At 69.8% G+C, this 20,191-nt stretch carries 15 protein-coding genes and 1 pseudogene; 11 read left to right on the top strand and 5 right to left on the bottom strand.

Translation table 11 applies throughout. The annotated features are described in order from the left end of the window. Nucleotides 1-38 precede the first annotated feature (38 nt). The 4 genes from J3A75_RS06000 to J3A75_RS05985 form a co-directional block, all read right to left on the bottom strand. A complete protein-coding gene (locus J3A75_RS06000) occupies nt 39-1,571 on the bottom strand; it encodes a sensor domain-containing diguanylate cyclase (protein WP_059407769.1) in 1,533 nt (510 codons plus the stop codon). 213 nt (nt 1,572-1,784) lie between these two features. Then, nucleotides 1,785-4,007, bottom strand: coding sequence for a CHASE3 domain-containing protein (locus J3A75_RS05995; RefSeq protein ID WP_059407770.1), 2,223 nt, complete (start codon nt 4,005-4,007; stop codon nt 1,785-1,787). Nucleotides 4,008-4,242: 235 nt separating this feature from the next. Beyond that, nucleotides 4,243-6,297: a PAS domain-containing hybrid sensor histidine kinase/response regulator gene (locus J3A75_RS05990; RefSeq protein WP_209649801.1), complete on the bottom strand. Its 2,055-nt coding sequence runs from the start codon at nt 6,295-6,297 to the stop codon at nt 4,243-4,245. Next, nucleotides 6,294-7,811 (bottom strand): ATPase domain-containing protein, encoded by a 1,518-nt coding sequence (locus tag J3A75_RS05985; RefSeq protein ID WP_059408269.1) that lies wholly within the window; start codon nt 7,809-7,811, stop codon nt 6,294-6,296. The genes J3A75_RS05990 and J3A75_RS05985 overlap by 4 nt, the downstream gene beginning before the upstream one ends. Before the next feature lie 218 nt (nt 7,812-8,029). Here J3A75_RS05985 and J3A75_RS05980 point away from each other — a divergent pair, with 218 nt between their 5' ends. The 7 genes from J3A75_RS05980 (at nt 8,030) to J3A75_RS36420 (ending at nt 13,892) form a co-directional block, all read left to right on the top strand. Then, complete coding sequence (locus tag J3A75_RS05980; RefSeq protein WP_185156782.1) at nt 8,030-8,167, top strand: hypothetical protein; 138 nt, start codon at nt 8,030-8,032, stop codon at nt 8,165-8,167. 103 nt (nt 8,168-8,270) lie between these two features. Continuing rightward, nucleotides 8,271-8,783 carry a DUF892 family protein gene (locus tag J3A75_RS05975; RefSeq protein WP_059407774.1) on the top strand — a complete coding sequence of 171 codons (513 nt, stop codon included), beginning with the start codon at nt 8,271-8,273 and terminating at the stop codon, nt 8,781-8,783. A gap of 57 nt (nt 8,784-8,840) precedes the next feature. Beyond that, the gene (locus J3A75_RS05970) at nt 8,841-9,191 is read left to right on the top strand and encodes a DUF3140 domain-containing protein (RefSeq protein ID WP_059407776.1); all 351 of its coding nucleotides are present in this window, start codon (nt 8,841-8,843) and stop codon (nt 9,189-9,191) included. A gap of 3 nt (nt 9,192-9,194) precedes the next feature. Next, nucleotides 9,195-9,386 carry a hypothetical protein gene (locus J3A75_RS05965; RefSeq protein ID WP_059407778.1) on the top strand — a complete coding sequence of 64 codons (192 nt, stop codon included), beginning with the start codon at nt 9,195-9,197 and terminating at the stop codon, nt 9,384-9,386. A gap of 143 nt (nt 9,387-9,529) precedes the next feature. Continuing rightward, nucleotides 9,530-11,917, top strand: a complete 2,388-nt coding sequence (locus J3A75_RS05960) for an EAL domain-containing protein (RefSeq protein ID WP_059407779.1) — start codon at nt 9,530-9,532, stop codon at nt 11,915-11,917. Between the two features lie 952 nt (nt 11,918-12,869). Beyond that, on the top strand, nt 12,870-13,451 hold the full coding sequence (locus J3A75_RS36425; RefSeq protein ID WP_245295893.1) for a PAS domain-containing protein: 582 nt from the start codon (nt 12,870-12,872) through the stop codon (nt 13,449-13,451). Nucleotides 13,452-13,469: 18 nt separating this feature from the next. Continuing rightward, nucleotides 13,470-13,892, top strand: coding sequence for a sensor histidine kinase (locus J3A75_RS36420; protein ID WP_244612615.1), 423 nt, complete (start codon nt 13,470-13,472; stop codon nt 13,890-13,892). Here the strand turns inward: J3A75_RS36420 and J3A75_RS05950 are convergent. After that, nucleotides 13,889-15,355 (bottom strand): HWE histidine kinase domain-containing protein, encoded by a 1,467-nt coding sequence (locus J3A75_RS05950; protein ID WP_059407784.1) that lies wholly within the window; start codon nt 15,353-15,355, stop codon nt 13,889-13,891. The genes J3A75_RS36420 and J3A75_RS05950 overlap by 4 nt on opposite strands. Before the next feature lie 350 nt (nt 15,356-15,705). Here J3A75_RS05950 and J3A75_RS36415 point away from each other — a divergent pair, with 350 nt between their 5' ends. From J3A75_RS36415 to J3A75_RS05940, 4 genes and pseudogenes are all read left to right on the top strand, one after another. Beyond that, the gene (locus J3A75_RS36415) at nt 15,706-15,894 is read left to right on the top strand and encodes a PAS domain-containing protein (RefSeq protein WP_245295892.1); all 189 of its coding nucleotides are present in this window, start codon (nt 15,706-15,708) and stop codon (nt 15,892-15,894) included. Between the two features lie 42 nt (nt 15,895-15,936). Then, nucleotides 15,937-16,113, top strand: a pseudogene (locus J3A75_RS36990) (PAS domain-containing protein); the annotation flags it as partial. Between the two features lie 18 nt (nt 16,114-16,131). Next, on the top strand, nt 16,132-16,719 hold the full coding sequence (locus J3A75_RS05945) for a sensor histidine kinase (protein WP_280178955.1): 588 nt from the start codon (nt 16,132-16,134) through the stop codon (nt 16,717-16,719). Nucleotides 16,720-17,123: 404 nt separating this feature from the next. After that, complete coding sequence (locus J3A75_RS05940) at nt 17,124-19,982, top strand: PAS domain-containing protein (protein ID WP_059407786.1); 2,859 nt, start codon at nt 17,124-17,126, stop codon at nt 19,980-19,982. The last annotated feature ends 209 nt before the right edge of the window (nt 19,983-20,191 follow it).

Genomic DNA, 20,191 nt, shown 5'->3' with positions numbered 1-20,191 from the left:
GCAACCATCCACCGCACGGATGCGAGCTTGGCGGACGCTCACGCCTCGACGACGCGGAGCGCTCGTCCGTTCGCCTGCTCACGAAGCCTGGCCGGCGCGCATCGCGTCCGGTTCCGCCCGTTCGCCTTGGCCTCGTACAGCGCCGCGTCGGCCCGGCCGTAGAGGTCGTGCACTTGGTGGATGCCCGAGGCCAAGCCGATGCTGACCGTCACGGTACCCGGCTCGATGCCGGCCGAGCCGACCGCCAGCCCGGACACCTGGGCGTGCACCTCATCGGCGACCCGCAGGGCGCCGGCCTCGTCGGTGCCGGGTAGGATCAGCGCGAACTCCTCGCCGCCGACCCGGCAGGCGAGATCACCGGGTCGGTGCACGCTCGCGGACAGGCAGGCGGCGAGACCCTTGAGCACCTCGTCGCCGACCGCGTGGCCGTAGCGGTCGTTGAAACGCTTGAAGTGGTCGGCATCGACGACGAGCAGCGACAACGGATTGCCGGTGCGACGTGCGTCCGCGCCGGCATCTGCCAGGGCAGCCTCGAACCGGCGCCGGTTCGCCAACCCGGTCAGGGGATCGGTCCGAGAGAGCCGGGCCATCTCGGCATGCATCTCCGCGCGTCGCCGGAGCTCCCGCCCGAACAACAGCGACAGGGCGACAGTCAGGCCGCATAGGACCAGCACGACCGTGGCGATGACGAGCGCCTTCGCCCGCCATTCCGCCTCGATCTCGCGCGTCGACCGGGCGACGTTGAGGACGAGCGGCAGGTCGCCGACCTCGGTGAAGGCGTAGTGCCGCTCGATGCCGTCGCGGACCGACGTGCCGACGAACGTGCCGCCGCGCTCCCGCACGAACCGCTCGAAGTTCGGGGTGCCGGCGAGGTTCGTGCCGATGTCCGCGTCGGCGTAGGGATGGCGCACGATGCGCGTGCCGTCGCGCAGGTAGAGATTGATCGCGCCGTCGCGCCCGAGGCCGATTTGGTCGAAGAGGCGTGCGAAGTAGGACAGCTTCAGGCTGCCCAGAACCACCCCGCCGAACGAGCCGTCCGGCTTGTCGATGCGGCGGCTCAGCACGACAATGGGCGCGCCGAGCAGGCGCGAAACGACCGGCTTGCTGATGAGGAGCCCGAGATGGGCATGGGCTTTGTGAGCCTGGAAGTAGTCGCGGTCGGCGTTGTTGACCTTCCGGGCCGGCAGCGAGGAGGCGTCGAGGATGCTATCGCCGTTCTCGTCGAGAACCAGCATGACGCCGAGGTCCTTGGCGCTGGCGGCGCGGTCGAACAGGATCATCTGGCGCGCCCGCGGGCTCGCCGCCGCGGTCTCAGGGGCGCGCAGGTTATCGACCACCGCTTGCAGGGACAGGTCGATGATCTCGACGTTGCGGGCGATGTCGCGCTCGATCACCTGGAGCAGGTTCTGGGATGTCTGCTCGGCATTCCGCCAAGCGTCACGGCGCAGATCGAGCAGCATCAGGCCGGACACGACCAGCATGCCAGCGGGCGCAAGCACGCCGAGCACCCCCAACACAACCCAGGTGCGGCCAGACCGGAGGACATGCGACAGGCTGCGCAGCAGGATCATCAGCCCGCTCCCTCCATTAGTTCTATCCTTGAGGGACTTCTACCGCTTTCAAACCTTAGGAATGGCTCCCGGACGCGTCGTCACTGGGCATTGAACATGGTCGTGGCTAACGCCCGGTTGAGAGCATGGCCTAAGATCCGATGGGCTGGGCGTAGGCGCACCCGAGGCGAGGCCGATGTCACCCGGGAACCCTGTCGGTCTCCGGGTGAGGTCTCAAGAGTCCCGCTTCGGTCGAAGGGCGACGATGTTTCCCGTCTCGACAGAGTGATTGGCCCCAATCACCTCGGCGACCTTGAGGGCGAGCTGCTCGCGCTTGAACGGCTTGCCGATCAGGTGAACGCCATCGTCGAGCCGGCCGTGATGGACGATGGAATTCTCGGTGTAGCCGGACATGAAGAGCACCCTCACCTCCGGCCGGACCGCCTGGACGCGTTCCGACAATTCACGGCCCCTGACCTTCCCGGGCAGCACCACGTCGGTCAGCAGCAGGTCGACGGCCGCGGCGTTCGCCCCGAAGACGCGCAGGGCCTCCTCGCCGTCGGCAGCGTCCAGCACGCGGTAGCCGAGGTCGGCGAGGATCGCACAGGCGATCTCGCGCACCGCCGCCTCGTCCTCGACCACCAGGATGGTGGCCGAGCCGCGAGGAAGCTCGACCGGCGCCGCAGTCCGTCCACCGACCGCGGCGAGCTGGCCGATTGCCCGGGGCAGGTAGATCTTCACCGTCGTGCCATGACCAGGCTCCGAGTAGATCTTCACATGGCCGCCGGACTGCTTGACGAAGCCGAACACCATCGCGAGGCCGAGCCCGGTGCCCTTGCCGTCGGGCTTGGTCGTGAAGAACGGCTCGAATACCCGGGCGGCGACCTCCGGCGTCATGCCGTGGCCGGTGTCGGACACCGCCACCATGGCGTAGTCGCCCGGAACCACCTCGGCGTGGTGGCGGGCGTATTCGCGGTCCAGAACCTTGTTGCCGAGCTCGATGGTGAGGCGTCCGCCGCCCGGCATGGCGTCGCGTGCGTTCAGCGCAAGGTTGAGCACCGCGCTCTCAAGCTGCGCCGGATCGGCCATGGCCGGCCACAGCCCGGCGCTCTCGACGTAACGCACCTCGATGTGCTCGCCGAGCGTCCGCCGGAGCAGCGGCACGAGGTCCGGCATCGTCGCGGCGAGATCGATGGCGGCCGGTGCCAGGGGCTGCTTGCGCGCGAAGGCGAGAAGCTGGCCCGTGAGCGTCGCGCCGCGCTGGGCGGCCCATGCGGCGCGCTCGATGCGGGTCTGCAGCTTGGCGTCGCCGTCGAGCTTCGCCCGGACGAACTCCAGGTTCCCGAGGATGACCTGCAGGAGGTTGTTGAAGTCGTGCGCGATGCCGCCGGTGAGTTGCCCGATGGCCTGCATCTTCTGCGCCTCGCGCAGCACCCCCTCGGCCTGGGCGCGTTTGGTCATGTCGGAGATGGTCAGGACGAACCCACCATCCGGCATCGGCGTGCGGCGCAGCTCCAGGTGATGGCCGTCGGCGCGGGAGCGCTCGTACACGACCGCCTCGCGCGGGCCGGTGCCGCCATGGCTGACCTGGTCCCAGGTCTCCAGCACCGGCCGCCCTGTCTCCGCCGTGTGCTCGGCGAGGGCGGCGTACGACGTGCCCGGCCGGATCATGGCCCTGCGCAGGTCGAGCAGCACCTGGAAGCATTCGTTCCAGTTCGTCAGTGCCCGGTCCGGACCGAACACCGCGACGCCCTGGCTGAGGCTGTCCAGTGTCGTGCTCAAGCGCAATGCCAGGGTGCGCTGCTCGGCCTCGGTCCGGTAGGACCGCGACCAGGCCTGGTTGAGGAGGCGGGCCGCCCAGAGCAGCGCCAGGACGGCGAGGAGCGAGCCACCCAGGGTCGTCCAGCGCACCCAGGCGGCGCGGGCGTCGTTCTCGCCCAGGCGTCGGGCGAGCAGCGCCTCCTCATCGGCCAGCATGGCCGCGAGCGAGGTCTCGGCCTCCTTCATGTAACCGCGGCCGACGTCCGTGTTGACTAGGCGCCCGGCGGCCTCGACGCCGACGTCGCGGCGCAGCTGCACCGTTTGCGCGAGCTCCTCCAGCTTGTGCTGGATCACCGGGGCAAGGGCGCGCAGGCGCTCCTGCTGGGCGGGGTTGTCGGCGGTGAGCTTCTGGAGCTCGCCCTGGAGCACCCCGAGGCGGTCACGGGCGGAGTCGTAAGGGGCGAGGTAGTCGTCCTTGCCGGTGATGACGTAGCCGCGCTGCCCGGTCTCGGCATCACGCAACGCGATTGCGAGATCCTTCATCGTTCCCAGAACGCGGTAGCTGTGCTGAGACCATTCCCGGGCCTCGCGCGAGGCGTTGAGGCGCTCCCAGGTCACAATCCCGACCAGGGCGAGGATGGCGAGCAGCACCCCGAAGACGAGGAGGTTCGCGCGCGCGACGATGCGCTTCGACATGGATCTGGGTCCGCCGCCCGCGCCGTAGCCCGGGGTGGGCCGCGCCGCCGCGGAGCTTGCTCGAACGCCAAGGACTTGGAGTCGCGTGCGCGCTTGCAGGTACTGTCTAGCACGATGGCCGACGATTGCGTGCGTTTTGCGGAAGCGTCGCCGTTGCGACCGGACTAGATCCTCGTCTCCCCCGTTCCCGCCGGGATGACGTTTCGCAACTATGGGACCAGGGAGTCCAGGGGCCTCAGGCGCTCTCGCCACCTAGCACGAGCCGCAACGACCGGGCGAGCTCGTCGCGGCGGTAGGGCTTGTTCAGCACCGGTAATACGCCGCGCCCGATCACCTGCCCCTCGTCGAGGTTCGCCACGTAGCCCGAAGTGAGCAGGACCTTGATGCCGGGCCGCAGGCTCTGCGCCTCGACGGCCAGTTGCGAGCCGTTCATGCCCCCCGGCATCACCACGTCGGAGAACAGGATGTCGATGCGCTCAACGCCCCGGAGATGCTCCAGGGCCTCGGCGGCGTTGCGGGCGACGATGACCCGGTAGCGCAGCTCCTCCAGGCTTTCCACAGCCATGCCGAGCACCTGCTCGTCGTCCTCAACAAGCAAAACCGTCTCGCCCTCGCCGGCGCGGCGCAGGGGGATCGAACTCGCCGCACCGACAGCGGCCTCCTCGTCAGCCGGGTCGGTCGAGCGCGGGAAGTACAGGCTGACCGTCGTGCCCTGGCCGACCTCCGACTCGATCTGCGCGAACCCCCCAGCGCTGCGGGTGAAGCCGTAGACCTGGCTCAAGCCGAGCCCGGTCCCCCTGCCGACCTCCTTCGTGGTGAAGAACGGCTCGAACACCCGCTGGAGCTTATCCGGCGGGATTCCGGTGCCGGTATCCGACACAGAGATGACGACGTAGGCCCCGGGCGCCACCCCCCTATCGGCGACTGCGGCGGTCCCGAGGTGGACGTTGCGGCTCGTCACGGCGATGCGCGCATGGCGATCCTGGCCTTCCATCGCGTCCCGTGCGTTCACGACGAGGTTCAGCACCGCTGCCTCGAACTGCGCCGGGTCGATCCGGATCGGGTCGAGCGCAGGGTCGAGATCGAAGGTGAGCTCCACCGTCCCCGTCGCCGCCCGCTCGGCCAAGGGCCGGAAGTCCAGGAGCAGGCGGTTCGGGTTGAGCGTCTGCGGCCGCAGCATCTGCCGGCGGGAGAAGGCGAGGAGCTGCTGGGTCAGTTGCTCGCCGCGCCGGGCCGCGCCCATCGCCGCCTCGGCCAGGCGCTTGACGCGGTCGAGCTGCTCGGGCCGGCGCAGGATCATGTCGAGGCCGCCGACGATGACGGTGAGCAGGTTGTTGAAGTCGTGCGCCACGCCGCCGGTCAACTGTCCGATGGCTTCCATCTTCTGGGCTTGGCGCAGAGCCTCCTCGGTGATGCGCTGGTCGGTGCGGTCCATCAGGATGCCGGCGATGCGCAGCGCCGCACCGGCTTCGTCGCGCTTGACCTGCCCGCGCATGGCAACCCAGCGGACGGTCCCATCCGCGCGCCGGACGCGGCATTCCAGGTCGAGCCTGCCCGTCTCGGCGACCGCGGCGAAGGCCGCCTCGACGGCATCGCGGTCCTCGTCGACGACGTGGGCGAGGAAGCTGTCCCGGTCCCAGCCGGGTGCGCCCGCTTCGTAGCCGAAGATGGCGTCGAAGCGGGGCGAGCGGCGGGACGTGCCCGTGACGTAGTCCACGCCCCAGGACGCCATGCCGGCGGCATCGAGGGCGAAGGCCAGCGTCTCTCGCGCGGTTTCCACTTCCTGCGTCCGCTCGACGACGCGCCGCTCCAAGTCCTCATTGGCGTCCCGGAGCTGCTCCTGCGCGCGCTCGCGCTCCAGCAGGTGCTCGCGAGCCTGGTACTGGCGACGCCGGGCCCTCAGGGCCGAGGCCGCCGCGCTGGCCAGCGTCTCGGCGTTCACCGGGCGCTCCAGCAGGATCACGTTGCCGAGCCTTCCGAGCAGGTTCGCCGCGCGCTCGGGCCGGCGACCCACCTGGCGGGTGGCGAGGACGATGAAGGGGAAGTCCGACCAGGGCGGCTGCGCGTCGAGCCAGGCGAACAGGTCGTCCGGCCGTCCGTCGGCGAGCGCCTCCTCCGTGACCAGCGCGGCACCCGCGCCGGCCTGGAGGCAGGCGAGCCAACCCACCATGTCCGGGCAGGCCTCGGCGCGCGTGCCCGCCCGGTCCAGCACCTGCCCCACGACCTGGGCGTCGCGCCCGCGGGGCGACAGGATCAGGACGCGTTCCTCGTCCGCGACGGGGACGCTCACGCCTTGCCGCCTTCGGACGCGCCTGACAGCATCGCGACCCGCCCGTGATAGGCCGGCAAGCCCGTGAGCACGCCCTCGAAGTCGTCGAGCGCCTCGCCGACCTGCAACCCACCCTGGGACAGTTTCAGCTCGCGGATGGTGCGCTCGTGCGCGTTCACCCGGCTCTTCACCACTGATAGGGCGGTGCGGACCTGGCCCTTCGCCTCGAAGAACCGGAACAGCAGGATGCAGTCGCTGAGATAGCTCAGGTCGACGTCGCTGCGCACGTCGCCGACGATGCCGTGCTGGCCCAGTACCAGGAGCGTGGTGACGCCTTGCTGGTTCAGGTAACTCAGGAGCTCGTGCATCTGCAGGATGAGGTACTCCTCGCCCGGCATGGCATGCAGGTAGGCGTTCAGGCTGTCGACTCCCACGAAGGTCGAGCCACGCTCCTCCACCGCAGCCCGGACCTTCGAGGCGAACTCCCCTGGAGAGAGCTCGGCGGGATCGACCTGCGTGACGGTCAGCCGCCCGGCCGCGATGTGCGGGGCCAGATCCATACCGAGCGTCGCGGCCCGGACCAGCATGGTCGCGAGCCCCTCGTCGAACAGGTAGTAGGTCGCCGTCTCGCCGCGCTCCAGGGCCGCCAGCATGCAACGGATCGCGGTCGTCGTCTTGCCGACGCCGGAGGGTCCGAGCAGCAGCGTGTTGGTGCCCGGCACGAGCCCTCCGCCCAGCAGCAGGTCGAGCTCGGCCGAACCGGTCGACGTGCCCCGGGGATCGAAGCTGGCGTGGTGCTCGGCCGCGATCAGGCGCGGGAACGCCTGGATGCCGCCGGTCTCCAGCACGAAGTCGTGGTAACCGCCGCGGAACTTGATGCCGCGCATCTTGACGATGCGGAGCCGCCGCCGCTCGGCGCCGTACTCGCGCGGTGCCTGGTCCAGCGACACCACCCCGTGAGCGATGCTGTGGAGTTGCACGTCCCCCGTCTCGGAGGTCTTGTCGTCGAGCATCAGCACGGTGCAGGCGCGCTTGGCGAAGAAGCGCTTGAGGGCCAGGATCTGGCGCCTGTACCGCAGCGGGTTCTGGGCCAGCAGGCGGAGTTCCGAGAGGCTGTCGAACACGACCCGGTCGGGCTTCGTCCGGTCGACCAGCGCGATGACCTCCTTCACCGTCTCCCCCAGTTCGATATCGGAGGGGTGCAGGATCGACTGCTCGCTGTCGGGGTCCAGGCCCATCTCGTCGACCAGCTCGAACACCTCGATGCCGTCGAGCGTCCAACCATGGGTCGCCGCGGAGGCGCGGAGCTCGTCCGCGGTCTCCGACAGGGTGATGTAAAGGGTGCGTTCGCCCCGGGCAACGCCCTCACGCAGGAACTGCAGCGCGAGCGTCGTCTTGCCCGTCCCCGGCGTGCCCTCCAGCAGGTAGAGCCGGCTCGGCGTCAGACCGCCGCCGAGGACGTCGTCGAGGCCCGGCACGCCGGTCGAGATCCTGATCTCTCCACCAGGCGGCGGGCTGGTCGATGTGTCGCTCATCATGTCGGTCGGGCTCCGTGGCGACGGGCGGATCCCGGCGGGCTGACACCGTAGCGCTCGGCCAAGCCCTTGTCAGCGCTCGCTGCGCCGCATGGTGGGGATCCCCTGGAACGTAACGCGTGGCGGGTTGCGTCACCCGTTACGCGGCCCGCGCGAAGTCGTCCTTCGGAACGGGGCAGACACTCCGGGCATTGGGAACCATCCCGGAGGAGGCGACGATGACCGAGAAGAAGGGCCGCGGCAGCGACACGGCCAAGAAGGCGAACGCGAAGGCGAGCCACGAGGGCAAGTCGAACCCGCGCACATCCTCGTCGGCCCAGGCCGAGCTCGGCAAGAAGGGCGGCAAGTCGAAGTAGGCCACCTCGCCAGAGGGCCCATCCGCCGCAGGCCGCCCTAGGAACGGCGGTACCCATCCCACGTTGGCCGGCGAACCCGACACCAACGAGGAGCTACGACGGCATGGCCAACATGGACATCGGTACGATCTACGCAGGCGCGCTTCGCAATACGCGCGCCCTGGAGAAGCAGGGCCTGGAGCAGATGGAGCGCCAGCTTTCCGGCCTGGAACGCTACCCCGACTACGCCGCCGTCCTGCGCCGCCATGTCGAGACCACGAAGGGGCAGATCGACCGCCTCGACAAGGCGCTGGCAGCCGTCGGCGAGAGCGCCTCGACCCTCAAGGAGACGGTGACCAGCGTTGCCGGCTCCATCGGTGCCGCGGTGCACGCCACCGCCCAGGACGAGACCCTGAAGAACCTCTACGCGGGCTACGCCTACCAGTATGACCAGGTCGCGGCCTACCGCTCGCTCGCCGTCATCGCCGAACGCGCCGGCAAGTCCGACCAGGCTTCAGCATTCCGGGCATCCGCCGAGGAGGAGGTCAAGGCGGCGGAGGAGATCGCCGCCCTGATCGAGCGGGTGACCCAGACCTACCTCGACCTGACACTCGGCGGCTCCAAGGCCGATAGCTGACCTCGACCCTAAGGCGGCCCCGAGCGGGGTCGCCCAACACCCGAGCGGAGGCGAAAAATGGCCGGGACGGACGACCACGAGACGACCTACAAGGCGTTCAAGGAGGTCGTGAACATGACGGCTGCGGCCCTGGAGAAGCACCTCAAGAGCAAGGACAGCCAGTCGGTCGGGCAGAGGAAGGACGGCGGCGAGGCGACGGGCCATGTGGAGGGGCGGCGCATCGTCGAGATGCTTCACAAGAACAAGTCCGAGTTGTCGGAAGACGATTACGGGCACATGCGCAAGGTCGTCGGCTACGTGCACCGCCACCTCAAGCAGGGCGGCCCGAAGGACAAGGACGCGGTGAAGGACTCGCCCTGGCGGCTGTCGCTGATGAACTGGGGCCACGACCCGCTGAAGGAAGCCTGAGGCATGGACGACCCGACGCCGGTGGCCGTCACCGTCGAGGCCTGCGGCGAGAGCCACGGTCAGTATCGTTGGCACCTGACCGACGCGGACGGCGTGTCCATCCGCGTCTCCCCGGAAGCTTATGCTTCCGCCGAGGATGCCTCCGACGCCGGGCGAACGGCCCTGGAAGCGTTCGGGTCGGTTGCCCAGGCTTGAACGACAGGAACGAAGTTGCGACGGCGCGCCGCAGCAAAGCTTCAGGGCCTTGCGTGTGGATCCATATACCGGTCGCGCGCCATTAAATCGATCTACACCGACATGGCCCAACATGGGGATTCGAACGTCCCCGGGGCCGCCTCATGCTCACCGTCGTCGGATGCCTTGTCGAGGCCCATGATTTCCGCCTCGTCGCGCTCGCGGCGGCCATCTGCGCGCTCTCGGCCCTGACAACGGTTTGCCTAATCAGCCACGCGAGCCGGGCGAGGGCTTGGGCGCAGGCCGGCTGGCTCGCCGTGGCGGCAACCGCCGGCGGCTCCGGCATCTGGGCGACCCATTTCATCGCCATGCTGGCCTTCGCACCGGGCGTGCCGAGCGGCTACGACGTCGCGCTCACCGGCATTTCCCTCGTCATCGCCGTCGCGCTGGCTGGGTCCGGGCTCTCGCTCGCGGTGCTGGTGGGAGGGCGCACGGCCGCCTGGGCCGGGGGCGCCATCCTCGGCTTCGGCATCGCCGCGATGCACTACACCGGCATGGCCGCCTACGACGTCGCCGGGCACAAGACCTGGGACCCGGCCACCGTCGCCGTCTCGCTCGCGCTCGGCGGCATCCTGGGCGGCGCGGCGCTGGTGGCACAGGTAGGGGCCCGCGGCCTCGTCCGGCAATTGCCGGCGGCCCTGCTGCTGCTGCTGGCCATCTGCAGCCATCACTTCACCGCCATGGGCGCCGTCACCATAACGCCCGACCCGACGCTCGCCGTTTCCGAGGCGGCGGTCCCGAACGCATGGCTTGCCGTCGCGGTCGCGCTCGCGAGCTTCGCCATCCTGCTCCTGGCGGCCGCCGCCCTGACCCTCGACGTGCGCGACCGAGGTCACGCGCAAGTGGAGGCCGACCGCCTGCGCAGCCTCGCCAACGCAGCGGTCGAAGGGCTCGTCGTCTGCACCGGCGACACCATCGTCAGCGCGAACCGGGCCTTCGCTAAGCTCGTCGGCCTGCCGCAGGCCGCGCTCGCGGGCACGGCGCTGTCGGCGCACCTGCCCGGCGACACCGCCCGCCTCGCCCTGGCGAGCCATCCGGAGCGGCCGGTCGAGGCCGAGCTCCGGCTGGCCGACGGTGCCCTGGTGCCGGTCGAGATCATCATGCAATCGGTCGAGTATGGCGGGCGCCCGCACTTCGCCGTCGCCGTGCGCGACCTGCGGGCCCGCCGCCAGGCCGAGAGCCAGATCCAGTTCCTTGCCCACCACGACGCGCTCACGGGGCTGGCCAACCGCGCCAGCTTCGCCAAGCGCATCGACCAGGAGCTGCGCGCCGCGGACGCGAGCGGGCGCAAGCTCGCGGTGCTGTGCCTCGACCTCGACCGCTTCAAGGAGGTCAACGACTTGTTCGGCCACGCCGCCGGCGACGCCATGCTGGAGAGCGTCGCCCGCATCGTCTCAGCCGAGCTCGACGACACGCAGATGATGGCCCGCCTCGGCGGCGACGAGTTCGCCGTCCTGATGCCGTGCGCGGGGCCATCCGAGGCCGGCCGCCTCGCCGAGCGCATCCTGGAGGCGCTTCGCGCCGGCAGGACGGACGGTGGCGGGCCACAGATCGCGACCAGCATCGGCATCGCCCTCTATCCGGACGATGCACAGGAGCGGGCCGCTCTCCTGAGCTACGCCGACACCGCTCTCTACCGCGCCAAGTCGGAAGGGCGTGGCACCTACCGCTTCTTCGAGGCGAAGATGGGCGTCGAGGTGCGCGAGCGCCGCCTGCTGGAGCATGACCTGCGCCACGCCGTGGCTCGCGGGGAGATGCAGCTCGTCTACCAGCCCCAGACCGACGTCGGCACGGGCGAGGTCATCGGCTTCGAGGCGCTGCTGCGCTGGAAGCACCCCGAGCGCGGCTATGTCTCGCCAGCGGTGTTCATCCCCATCGCCGAGGAGAGCGACGCCATCCTGCAGATCGGCGAGTGGGTTCTGCGCGAGGCCTGCCGCGAGGCCGCGACCTGGCCGCAACCGCTCGCCGTCGCGGTCAACGTCTCGGCGGTGCAGATCCACAGCCCCCACCTCGTCGGCCTGGTACACGAGGTGTTGCTCAAGACCGGGCTTGCGCCATACCGGCTTGAGGTCGAAGTGACCGAGACGGCGCTGATCAGCGACCCGAACCGGGCGCTGCTGACCCTTCGGCAGTTGAAGGCGCTGGGCCTCCGCATCGCCATGGACGATTTCGGCACGGGCTACTCGTCCCTTTCGAACCTGCGCTCGTTCCCGTTCGACAAGATCAAGATCGACGGCTCGTTCGTGCGCTCGGTCGACAGCAACGAGCAGACGGCGGCCATCGTGCGCTCGGTCCTTGGCCTGGGCCGCGGCCTCGGGCTTCCGGTCCTAGCCGAGGGCGTCGAGACGGAGGCGGAGCTCGGCTTCCTTGTGGCCGAGCGATGCCACGAGGCACAGGGCTACCTGATGGGACGGCCGTCGCCCATCGGCGAGTTCGCCCAATACACGCATGGCACGATTCCGCTCATCGCCGACGCCCGAAAACGCGCCTGAGCATACCGGCGAGGGGCAAGCGTCAACCTCGCTCGCGTAAGGAGAGGGATCTCAGGGTCGGTTCGGGCAGCAGGCGGGCCTGGGGAAGCGGAAACACGACATCCCCCACGATCCCCCACGCGCGCCCCGCACCTGAGGAACGCCGCGTCGGACCCGGCCAGGGCCATGCCCTGCGGCAGCGCCGCGTCGGCGTCGGCCGGCATGACCCTGTCGCAGGCGGCGCCCGGCGCGAGCCGGCTCAGGATGTCGAGGTAGATCTCACCGGAGGAGCGGCCGACGCTCCCGGGCACGAGGGATCGAATCCTCGAACGGGATGGGTTCACGGGCGCAAGGTTCCCTCGGTGTCCGCATGGCAGGCCGATCCATCACCGCAGGTCGTCGGTCCCCACGGCAGAGCGGGCGGCCGCGATGACGCCCAACGTCTCGCGCCAGGCGCCGGACCTCCTGGCCTCGACCTCGAAGGACTGGGACCTCCGGAACGGCGCGACCTGCAAGTCCAATATGGCCGACGACGGTCGGAAGGCCGTCATTTCGTCCAACTGCCGTATGTAGGGGCGGCCCACCTCAATCCTCTCCAGGCGACCCCGTTCACCCGGTTCGTCTCGATGCCCTCCGCCATGGGACGTGCCAACATCAACCTCGGTCGCGCCCGGATGTTTTGCCCCGGGCGAGCGGCGTCATGCTCGGGATGGCTACGGCTTCAGGACTGGCCTTCCGCCACGCCGAGCCCTCCCGTCACCACGCCCCGGACGCATTCAGTACGCAAGCGGACCGCCGGTCATCCTGGCCCTGCGGGACGAAGGAGCGCATCCCCGGCCGCCACCTGCCGTTGCAACCGGGTCTCTGGTCGGCGGTTCTGCAAACGTGTGCCTGGACGCGGCTTCGCGCGAGGTTTTTCGAGCCGGTTCACGACGGCTGATCCTGGAGGGGCGGGGTGGCCGTGCGAGACGGGTTGAAGCTGGGTACGGTCGACCTCAGGCTGCTGCAGGCGGCCGTCGAGGCGACCGGGGAAGCCATCTTGATCACCTCGGGCGACCTCGACGAGCCAGGCCCGCGCATCGAGTACGCCAACCCGGCCTTCACCCGCATGACCGGCTATGCGGCCGACGAGGTCGTGGGGCGCTCACCCCGCTTCCTACAGGGTCCCGGCACCGACCGGTCCGTCCTGGACGGACTGCGCGCCTCGCTTGAGGCCGGCGAGACGGCCCAGGGCGAGGCGCTTAACTACCGCAAGGACGGATCGGCCTACATGGTCGAGTGGCTGATCACGCCGGTGTGCGACGCCGGCGGTCAAGTCACGAACTGGGTCTCGGCGCAGCGCGACGTCACCGGGCGGCGCGCCGGCGAGGACCGCCAGGCGCTGCTGGTGCGCGAGCTCCACCACCGGGTGAAGAACACGCTGGCGACGGTGCAGGCGGTGCTGAACGCGACGATGCGCTCCTCGCTCTCGGCCACCGAGTTCACCCGCGCCCTGTCGGGCCGGATCTCCTCCCTGGCCCGGACGCACGCGCTGATCACCGAGAATCTCGACTAGGCCGCCTCGTTCGAGGGGTTGCTGAGGGCCGAACTCGACCCCTACGACGAGCGCGGGCGCCTGACCCTGGACGGGCCGAGGGTCGTCCTGCCGTCCGAACTCGCCGTGCCCGTGGGCATGGCCCTGCACGAGTTGACCACCAACGCCCTGCGGCACGGGTCGCTCGCGGACCCGAACGGCAGGCTTCAGGTGACCTGGCGCATCGAGGACCGGGGCTCCGGCCGAGGCTTGCGCTGGGACTGGGCCGAGCACGACGGCCCACCGGCCATGCATCCCACCCGCGAGGGCTTCGGCCACCGCCTCCTCAACAAGATCCTGGCCGCGCAGACGGGCGCCGAGGTCGACGTCGCCTTTGCCCCGGACGGGTTGCAGGTCTCCGTCCGCATGCCGTTGCCCGCACTGGCGGAAGGAGGATCAGGGACGGATGACCAAGGCACCTAGGACACCCGCTCGGGCAATGGCGCCTCAAACGTGAACACGACGCCGCCCGGTCGGTACTCGATCCTGGCCCGGCCTCCGAGTTCCATCGCGAGCGCCCGCTCGATCATGCGCGAACCGAAGCCGTTCCGCGCCGGCTTCGCGACGGGTGGGCCTCCGAGCTCCTCCCAACGCAGCCACAGGTGGGCCAGATGCCGCCCTTCGTCGAGGCCCCAATCCAGGACCACGCGGCCCGCGTCGTTCGATAGCGCACCGTACTTCACGGCGTTCGTCGCCAACTCGTGCAGCGCCAGCACGAAAGCGAGGCTGGCGCGCGGCGACAGCCACACCTGCGGGCCGGCGACGGTGAAGCGCCTGGCCGACCCGCTCCGGAACGGCTGCAGGGCGCGCTCGACGATTTCGCCGAGGGTCGCCCCTTCCCAGCTCTCGCGGGTCAGCGCGTCATGGGCCGCCGCCAGGGATGCCAGGCGCGCGTCGAGCGTCTTGCGCGCCTCGTCCAGGCTTGCCGCGTTACGCAGCGTCTGGTGGGCGATGGATTGCATCGTCGCCATCGAGTTCTTGACCCGGTGGGTGAGCTCGCCCGCCAGCAACTGGCGCTGCTCCTCGACGCGCCTGCGCTCCGTGACGTCGATGGACACTCCGGCCATGCTCACCGGGCTGCCGTTCGCGTCGTAGAACGTCTGCCCGCGGACGTGCACCCAGCGCTCCTCGCCCGACGGCGTGCGCACCCGATACTCGATGTCGTAATCCCCGTGCCCGGCGATGGACTCCCGCACCGCCTCCTCCATCCGCTCCCGGTCGTCGGGTACGACGGCGGCCAGCAGGTCATCGTAGCCGAACGGATCGGCGACGTTCCGGCCGAAGTTCTCCTTGCAGATGTCGGAGGCCTCAAGCCGCCGGTCGGCGAGGTCGAGGGTCCAAGAGCCGATCCGCCCGGCCTTGAGGGCGAACCGCATCCGCTCCTCGGTGCGGGCGAGCTCGACCTTGCGGCGCGCCACCTCCCGCCCGCGGACCGCAAGGTCGTCCTGGAGACGCACCAGCTTGTCCCGCTCCAGCGTGACGTCAAATTGCGAGGCGAAGAAGTGGGTCAGCACGCCGGCTCGGTCGAACACCGGCGAGACCAGCAGCCGGTTCCAGAAGACCTCGCCGGACTTCTTGTGGTTGAGCAGTTCGAGCTCGATGGGCTCGCGCCGCTCGATAGCGTCCCGTATGCGGGCGACGTCGTACCGGTTGGTCTCCGGACCTTGGAGGAACCGGCAGTTCCGGCCGAGGATCTCCTCGTTCGCGTAGCCGGTGAGTTTCGTGAAGGCGGCGTTGGCGAACACGATGGGGTTGTCGGGCCGGTTCGGGTCCGTGACGATCATCGGCATCCGCGTCGCGCGTACCGCAGCGGCGAACGGATCGGAGCTAGCGTCCGAGCGCGTCAGTTCGGCCGTGATGCAGTCGTGTTCCCGGAAGTCGGTCAAGACATCGTCGCCTGACGTGGCGCCACCTCGGGCCCGCCGTTCGGCGTGACCGTAGCACAGGCGAGCCCTGGGGCGGAGAGCCCCGACGTGATCGCGCACGTCATGCACAAGGCTGGCTTCGCCCGGCCGCAAACGGGCGCTTGCTGGCCTTCCGACCCTGCGCGCCCCGGCACCGGCCTCGGGGACGGCCGGGCCAGGGAGGCGGACCTGCCCTTCGGCTCGCCATGGACGGTCCCCGTCCGTCAGGCGCCGGAAACCTGGACGGCCACGGTTGGTTGTAAGTCATGCCCGGGTTGGGGCCGGCTTGGCACCCAGGACGCGCCTGGCGCCGAGGTTCGGGAGCGGTGGACGTGCGAGATCGGAACGCGACGCAACGGGTTCCGACGGATGCCGGTCTCCTGCTCGCCGCGGTCGAGGCCAGCGGGGAAGCCGTCCTCATCACCTCCGCCGAGCTCGAAGAACCCGGTCCGCGCATCGAGTACGTGAACCCGGCCTTCACCCGCATGACCGGCTACAAGGCGGAAGAGGTCCTGGGCTAGAACCCCCGCCTCCTCCAAGGCTCGGGGACGGGCCGCGCCGTCCTCGACCGGATGCGCGCGGCGCTTGCGGCCGGCGAGCCGTTCCAGGGCGAGGCCGTAAACTACCGCAAGGACGGCTCGACCTACACGGTCGAATGGCTGATGACGCCCGTGCGCGACCCCGACGGGCGGATCGCCCACTGGGTCTCGGCGCAGCGCGACGTCACCGAACGGCACGCGGCGGAGGAAAACCAGGGCCTGCTCGTCCGCGAACTCCATCACCGCGTCAGGAACACCCTCGCGACCGTCCAGGCGGTGCTCAACGCGAGCCTGCGCTCGTCGATGGGGCTGGCGGACTTCCGGCAGGTGTTCGCCGGCCGCATCGCCTCATTGGCCAAGACCCACACCCTGATCACCGACGCGCGGACGCAGACCGTGTCGTTCGAGGGACTGCTCCGGACGGAGCTTGAGGCTTACCTGGAGCCGGGCCGCTCGCGCGTGTCGCTGCAGGGCCCCCCGGTTCCGCTCGCGTCCGAACTGGCGGTCCCGGTCGGGATGGCGCTGCACGAGTTGACCATCAACGCCATCCGGCACGGCGCGCTTGCCGACCCGGACGGTCGCCTGGAGGTGACCTGGACGATCGACGAGAGCCCCGCCGGACCGGTCCTGCGCTGGACCTGGGACGAGCATGACGGGCCGCCCGTGGCGCTGCCGAGCCGGGAGGGGTTCGGCATGGAATTGCTCGACGGGTTGCTGACGTACCGTCTCAAGGCGAAGGTCGACGTCGCCTTCGACCCGGACGGCCTCAGGGTGAGCGCCGCCGTCCCGCTGCCGCGCGTGCGGTGAGGGAAGCGCGGCGGCCGTCGGAACGTCGCCAGGCGCAAGTGGCGGACTTCGGCATCCTGGCCCACCCCACACCGGTCTCCCCTCGCCTCAGCCGCTCCCTCCCTATCGACCATGAGGACGCTCCCATGCCTGCGTCCGGGCACCACGGGCGACGGTGTCGCGGAGAACAACACGCGAGGGCCACCTGTGCTAGGTGTGTGGCATGCCCGCCCGACGCGACCGCCCCACTGCCTTGACCGCCCCCGTCGCCGCCCGCAACGGCAGCCCATCGGCCAAGCGGATGCACACCCGCACGGGCGAGCCGACGCGCACGGCCGTGCGAACGTTCCGCCTTCGTGCGGAGGCACCCGGGCAGCCCGGCTCGACGGTTCGGCCGTCACGACGCCGGGACCGAGCCTGAACCGATGACCACGAGGGCTTCGCTGTTCGCGGCAGGCGGCTCCATGGGCGCGCTGATGGGCGGCCACGACTGGGCGACCACCTCGCTCGGGCCGCCGCGGCACTGGCCGCAATCGCTCGTGACCCTGATGCGTGTCATGCTCAACTCGCGCCAGCCGATGTTCATCGCCTGGGGGTCCGACCGCACGCTGGTCTACAACGACTCCTACGCGCCCATGCTGGGCGCACGGCATCCCGCGGCCCTGGGCCGCCCGTTCTTCGAGACCTGGCCGGAGGTCCGCGACGAAGTCGGCGCGCTGATGGACCGCGTGTTCGCGGGCGAGCCCGTGCACATGGACGACCTGCAACTCACGCTGCACCGGAACGGTTACCCGGAGGAGGCCCACTTCTCCTTCTCCTACACGCCGGTGCCTGGGGACGATGGCCGGACCGTCGGCCTGTTCTGCGCCTGCACGGAGACGACCCGGCAGGTCCTGACCGAGCGCGAGGCCGCGTCCGAGCGGCAGCGGCAGCAGGCGTTGCTCCAGCAGATGCCCGGGTTCGTCGCCGTCCTGGGCGGCCGGAAGCATGTCTTCGAGTACGTCAACGACGCCTACATCGCCGTCGCAGGCCAGCGGGACTACATCGGTCGACCAGTCCAGGATGTGTTCCCGGAGTTGCGCGACCAAGGCTTCTTCGAGCTGCTCGACCGGGTCTATGCGACCGGCGAGGCCTTCGCGGCTCGGACCGTCCCGATCCGCTTCGTCGAGGATGACGACCGGTACCTCGACTTCCTATACCAGCCCATCCGCGATGAAGCGGGGACGGTCACCGGCATCTTCGTGGGCGGTTACGAGGTCACCGAGGAGGTGCGCTCGCGGGCCGCACTCGCCGAGAGCGAAAGCCGTTACCGCACCCTGTTCGAGACCATCGACGTCGGGTTCTGCATCATCGCGATGAAGTTCGACGAGACGAACCGGGCCGTCGACTATCGCATCACCGAGGCCAATCCGGCCTTCGAGCGGCAGACCGGCGCGAACGTGACCGGGCGCTGGGTCAGCGAGTTCGCACCGAACCTTGAGCCCCAATGGCTGGAGACATACGGACGCGTCGCGCTGACCGGCCAGCCCGCGCACCTTGAGAGCTGGGCCGAGGTGTTCGGGCGTTGGTTCGACGTGCGCGCGCTGCGCGTGGGCGACCCCGCGGCCCACCGGGTCGCCGTCTTCTTCACCGACATCTCCGAACGCAAGCGCATGGAGGAGGCGCTGCGCGTCCTGAACGCCAGGCTTGAGCAACAGGTCTCCGAGCGCACGGCTGAGCGCGACCTCCTCGCCACCATCGTCGAGCGCACCGACGTGATGGTGATGGCGGCGGACCTCGACTACACCATCCTGGCCATCAACAAGGCCAACGCGGACGAGTTCGAGCGCATCTACGGCGTCCGGCCCAGGGTCGGCGACAACATGCTCGACCTGCTCGCCGACCAGCCAGAGCACCAGGCCCAGGTCCGTGCCGGTTGGGGCCGTGGCCTGGCCGGGGAGGAGGTCACGATCATCGAGGATTACGGCGATCCCGACCGTGTCCGTCCGTACTACGAGATCAGCTTCCGGACCCTGCGCAACGAACGGGGCGAGCGCATCGGCTGCTACCAGTTCGTGACGGACGTCACAGAGAGGTTGCGCGACCAGGCCGAGCTCGCGCAGGCGCAGGAGGCGCTGCGCCAGTCCCAGAAGCTGGAGGCGGTCGGGCAGTTGACCGGGGGCGTGGCGCACGACTTCAACAACCTGCTGACCATCATCCGTTCCTCGGTGGACTTCCTTCGAAGGCCCGACCTACCGGAGGAACGCAAGGGCCGCTACCTCGACGCGGTCTCCGAAACCGTCGAACGGGCCGCCAAGCTGACCGGCCAGCTCCTGGCCTTCGCGCGGCGGCAGGCGCTCAAGCCCGAGGTGTTCGACGTGGGCCAGCGGGTGCGCGGCATCGCCGACATGCTCGATACGGTCACCGGCGCCAGGGTTCGCGTCCTCACCGAGGTGCCGGACGAGCCCTGCTTCATCAGGGCCGACCTGAGCCAGTTCGAGACCGCGTTGGTGAACATGGCCGTCAATGCCAGGGACGCCATGGACGGTGAGGGTACGCTGACCCTGCGCCTCGTGCGCGGCGCGGCCCTGCCCGCCATCCGCGGTCACGCCGGCTCGGACCAAGCGTTCGCGGCCGTATCGCTGACCGATACGGGCCTGGGAATCCCACCGGAGCGGCTCGGTCAGATCTTCGAGCCGTTCTTCACGACCAAGGAGGTCGGCAAGGGCACTGGCCTCGGTCTGTCCCAGGTGTTCGGCTTCGCCAAGCAGTCCGGCGGCGACGTCGACGTGCGCAGCACGGTCGGAGAAGGCGCGACGTTCACGCTCTACCTTCCGGAGGTCACGCCGGAGGAGCGGCCGGCGAATGCCTCGCGCCCGGACGACGGAATGGCTCCCCTCGGCGCTGGGCAGTGCGTCCTGGTGGTGGAGGACAACGTCGGGGTCGGCCAGTTCGCCACCCAGATCCTGGAGGACCTTGGCTACAGCACGACCTGGGCGGCCAACGCCGAGGAGGCGCTGGATCGGCTCGGGCGGACCGGCAACGGGTTCGACCTGGTGTTCTCGGACGTGGTCATGCCCGGCATGGGCGGCATGGCCCTTGCCAAGGAGCTGCAGCGTCGGCTGCCCGGCCTGCCGGTGGTGCTGGCCTCGGGCTACAGCCACGTGCTCGCCCAGGAGGGCACGCACGGGTTCGAGCTATTGCACAAGCCGTACTCGGCCGAGCAGTTGGGCCGCATCCTGCACCAGGTCCTCGGGCTCCGGTCCGGGCATCGAACGCGCGTGACCGAGCAACGAACGTCCTGACGCCGCGTTCTGCGCTCATCCCCCGACGGCGGCATCATGGGACCGCGGATCGGTGGAGGGCGGGAAACGGTTGGAACGGTGGCCGGCGAGACGGTGCAGTTCAGCGCGACGCAGCGGGAGGCCGGCGACGGCGCGCCCGGGGCGACGGCGGCCTTCCCGTACGACCGGATGACCATGGAGCGGTTCCGCGCCGCGTTCCTTTCTCAGGA

The sequence above is a fragment of the Methylobacterium sp. PvP105 genome, from assembly GCF_017876975.1.
GTDB classification, from domain to species: domain Bacteria; phylum Pseudomonadota; class Alphaproteobacteria; order Rhizobiales; family Beijerinckiaceae; genus Methylobacterium; species Methylobacterium radiotolerans.
This window is presented reverse-complemented; position numbering and strand designations above follow the sequence as displayed.

What these genes read in the sequence shown, in the direction of transcription:
- J3A75_RS05940 (WP_059407786.1), top strand. Translation starts at nt 17,124, where the DNA reads ATGACCACGAGGGCTTCGCTGTTCGCGGCAGGCGGCTCCATGGGCGCG.
- J3A75_RS06000 (WP_059407769.1), bottom strand. Translation starts at nt 1,571, where the DNA reads ATGATCCTGCTGCGCAGCCTGTCGCATGTCCTCCGGTCTGGCCGCACC.
- J3A75_RS05970 (WP_059407776.1), top strand. Translation starts at nt 8,841, where the DNA reads ATGGCCGGGACGGACGACCACGAGACGACCTACAAGGCGTTCAAGGAG.
- J3A75_RS05980 (WP_185156782.1), top strand. Translation starts at nt 8,030, where the DNA reads ATGACCGAGAAGAAGGGCCGCGGCAGCGACACGGCCAAGAAGGCGAAC.
- J3A75_RS05965 (WP_059407778.1), top strand. Translation starts at nt 9,195, where the DNA reads ATGGACGACCCGACGCCGGTGGCCGTCACCGTCGAGGCCTGCGGCGAG.
- J3A75_RS05960 (WP_059407779.1), top strand. Translation starts at nt 9,530, where the DNA reads ATGCTCACCGTCGTCGGATGCCTTGTCGAGGCCCATGATTTCCGCCTC.
- J3A75_RS05995 (WP_059407770.1), bottom strand. Translation starts at nt 4,007, where the DNA reads ATGTCGAAGCGCATCGTCGCGCGCGCGAACCTCCTCGTCTTCGGGGTG.
- J3A75_RS05975 (WP_059407774.1), top strand. Translation starts at nt 8,271, where the DNA reads ATGGCCAACATGGACATCGGTACGATCTACGCAGGCGCGCTTCGCAAT.
- J3A75_RS05985 (WP_059408269.1), bottom strand. Translation starts at nt 7,811, where the DNA reads ATGAGCGACACATCGACCAGCCCGCCGCCTGGTGGAGAGATCAGGATC.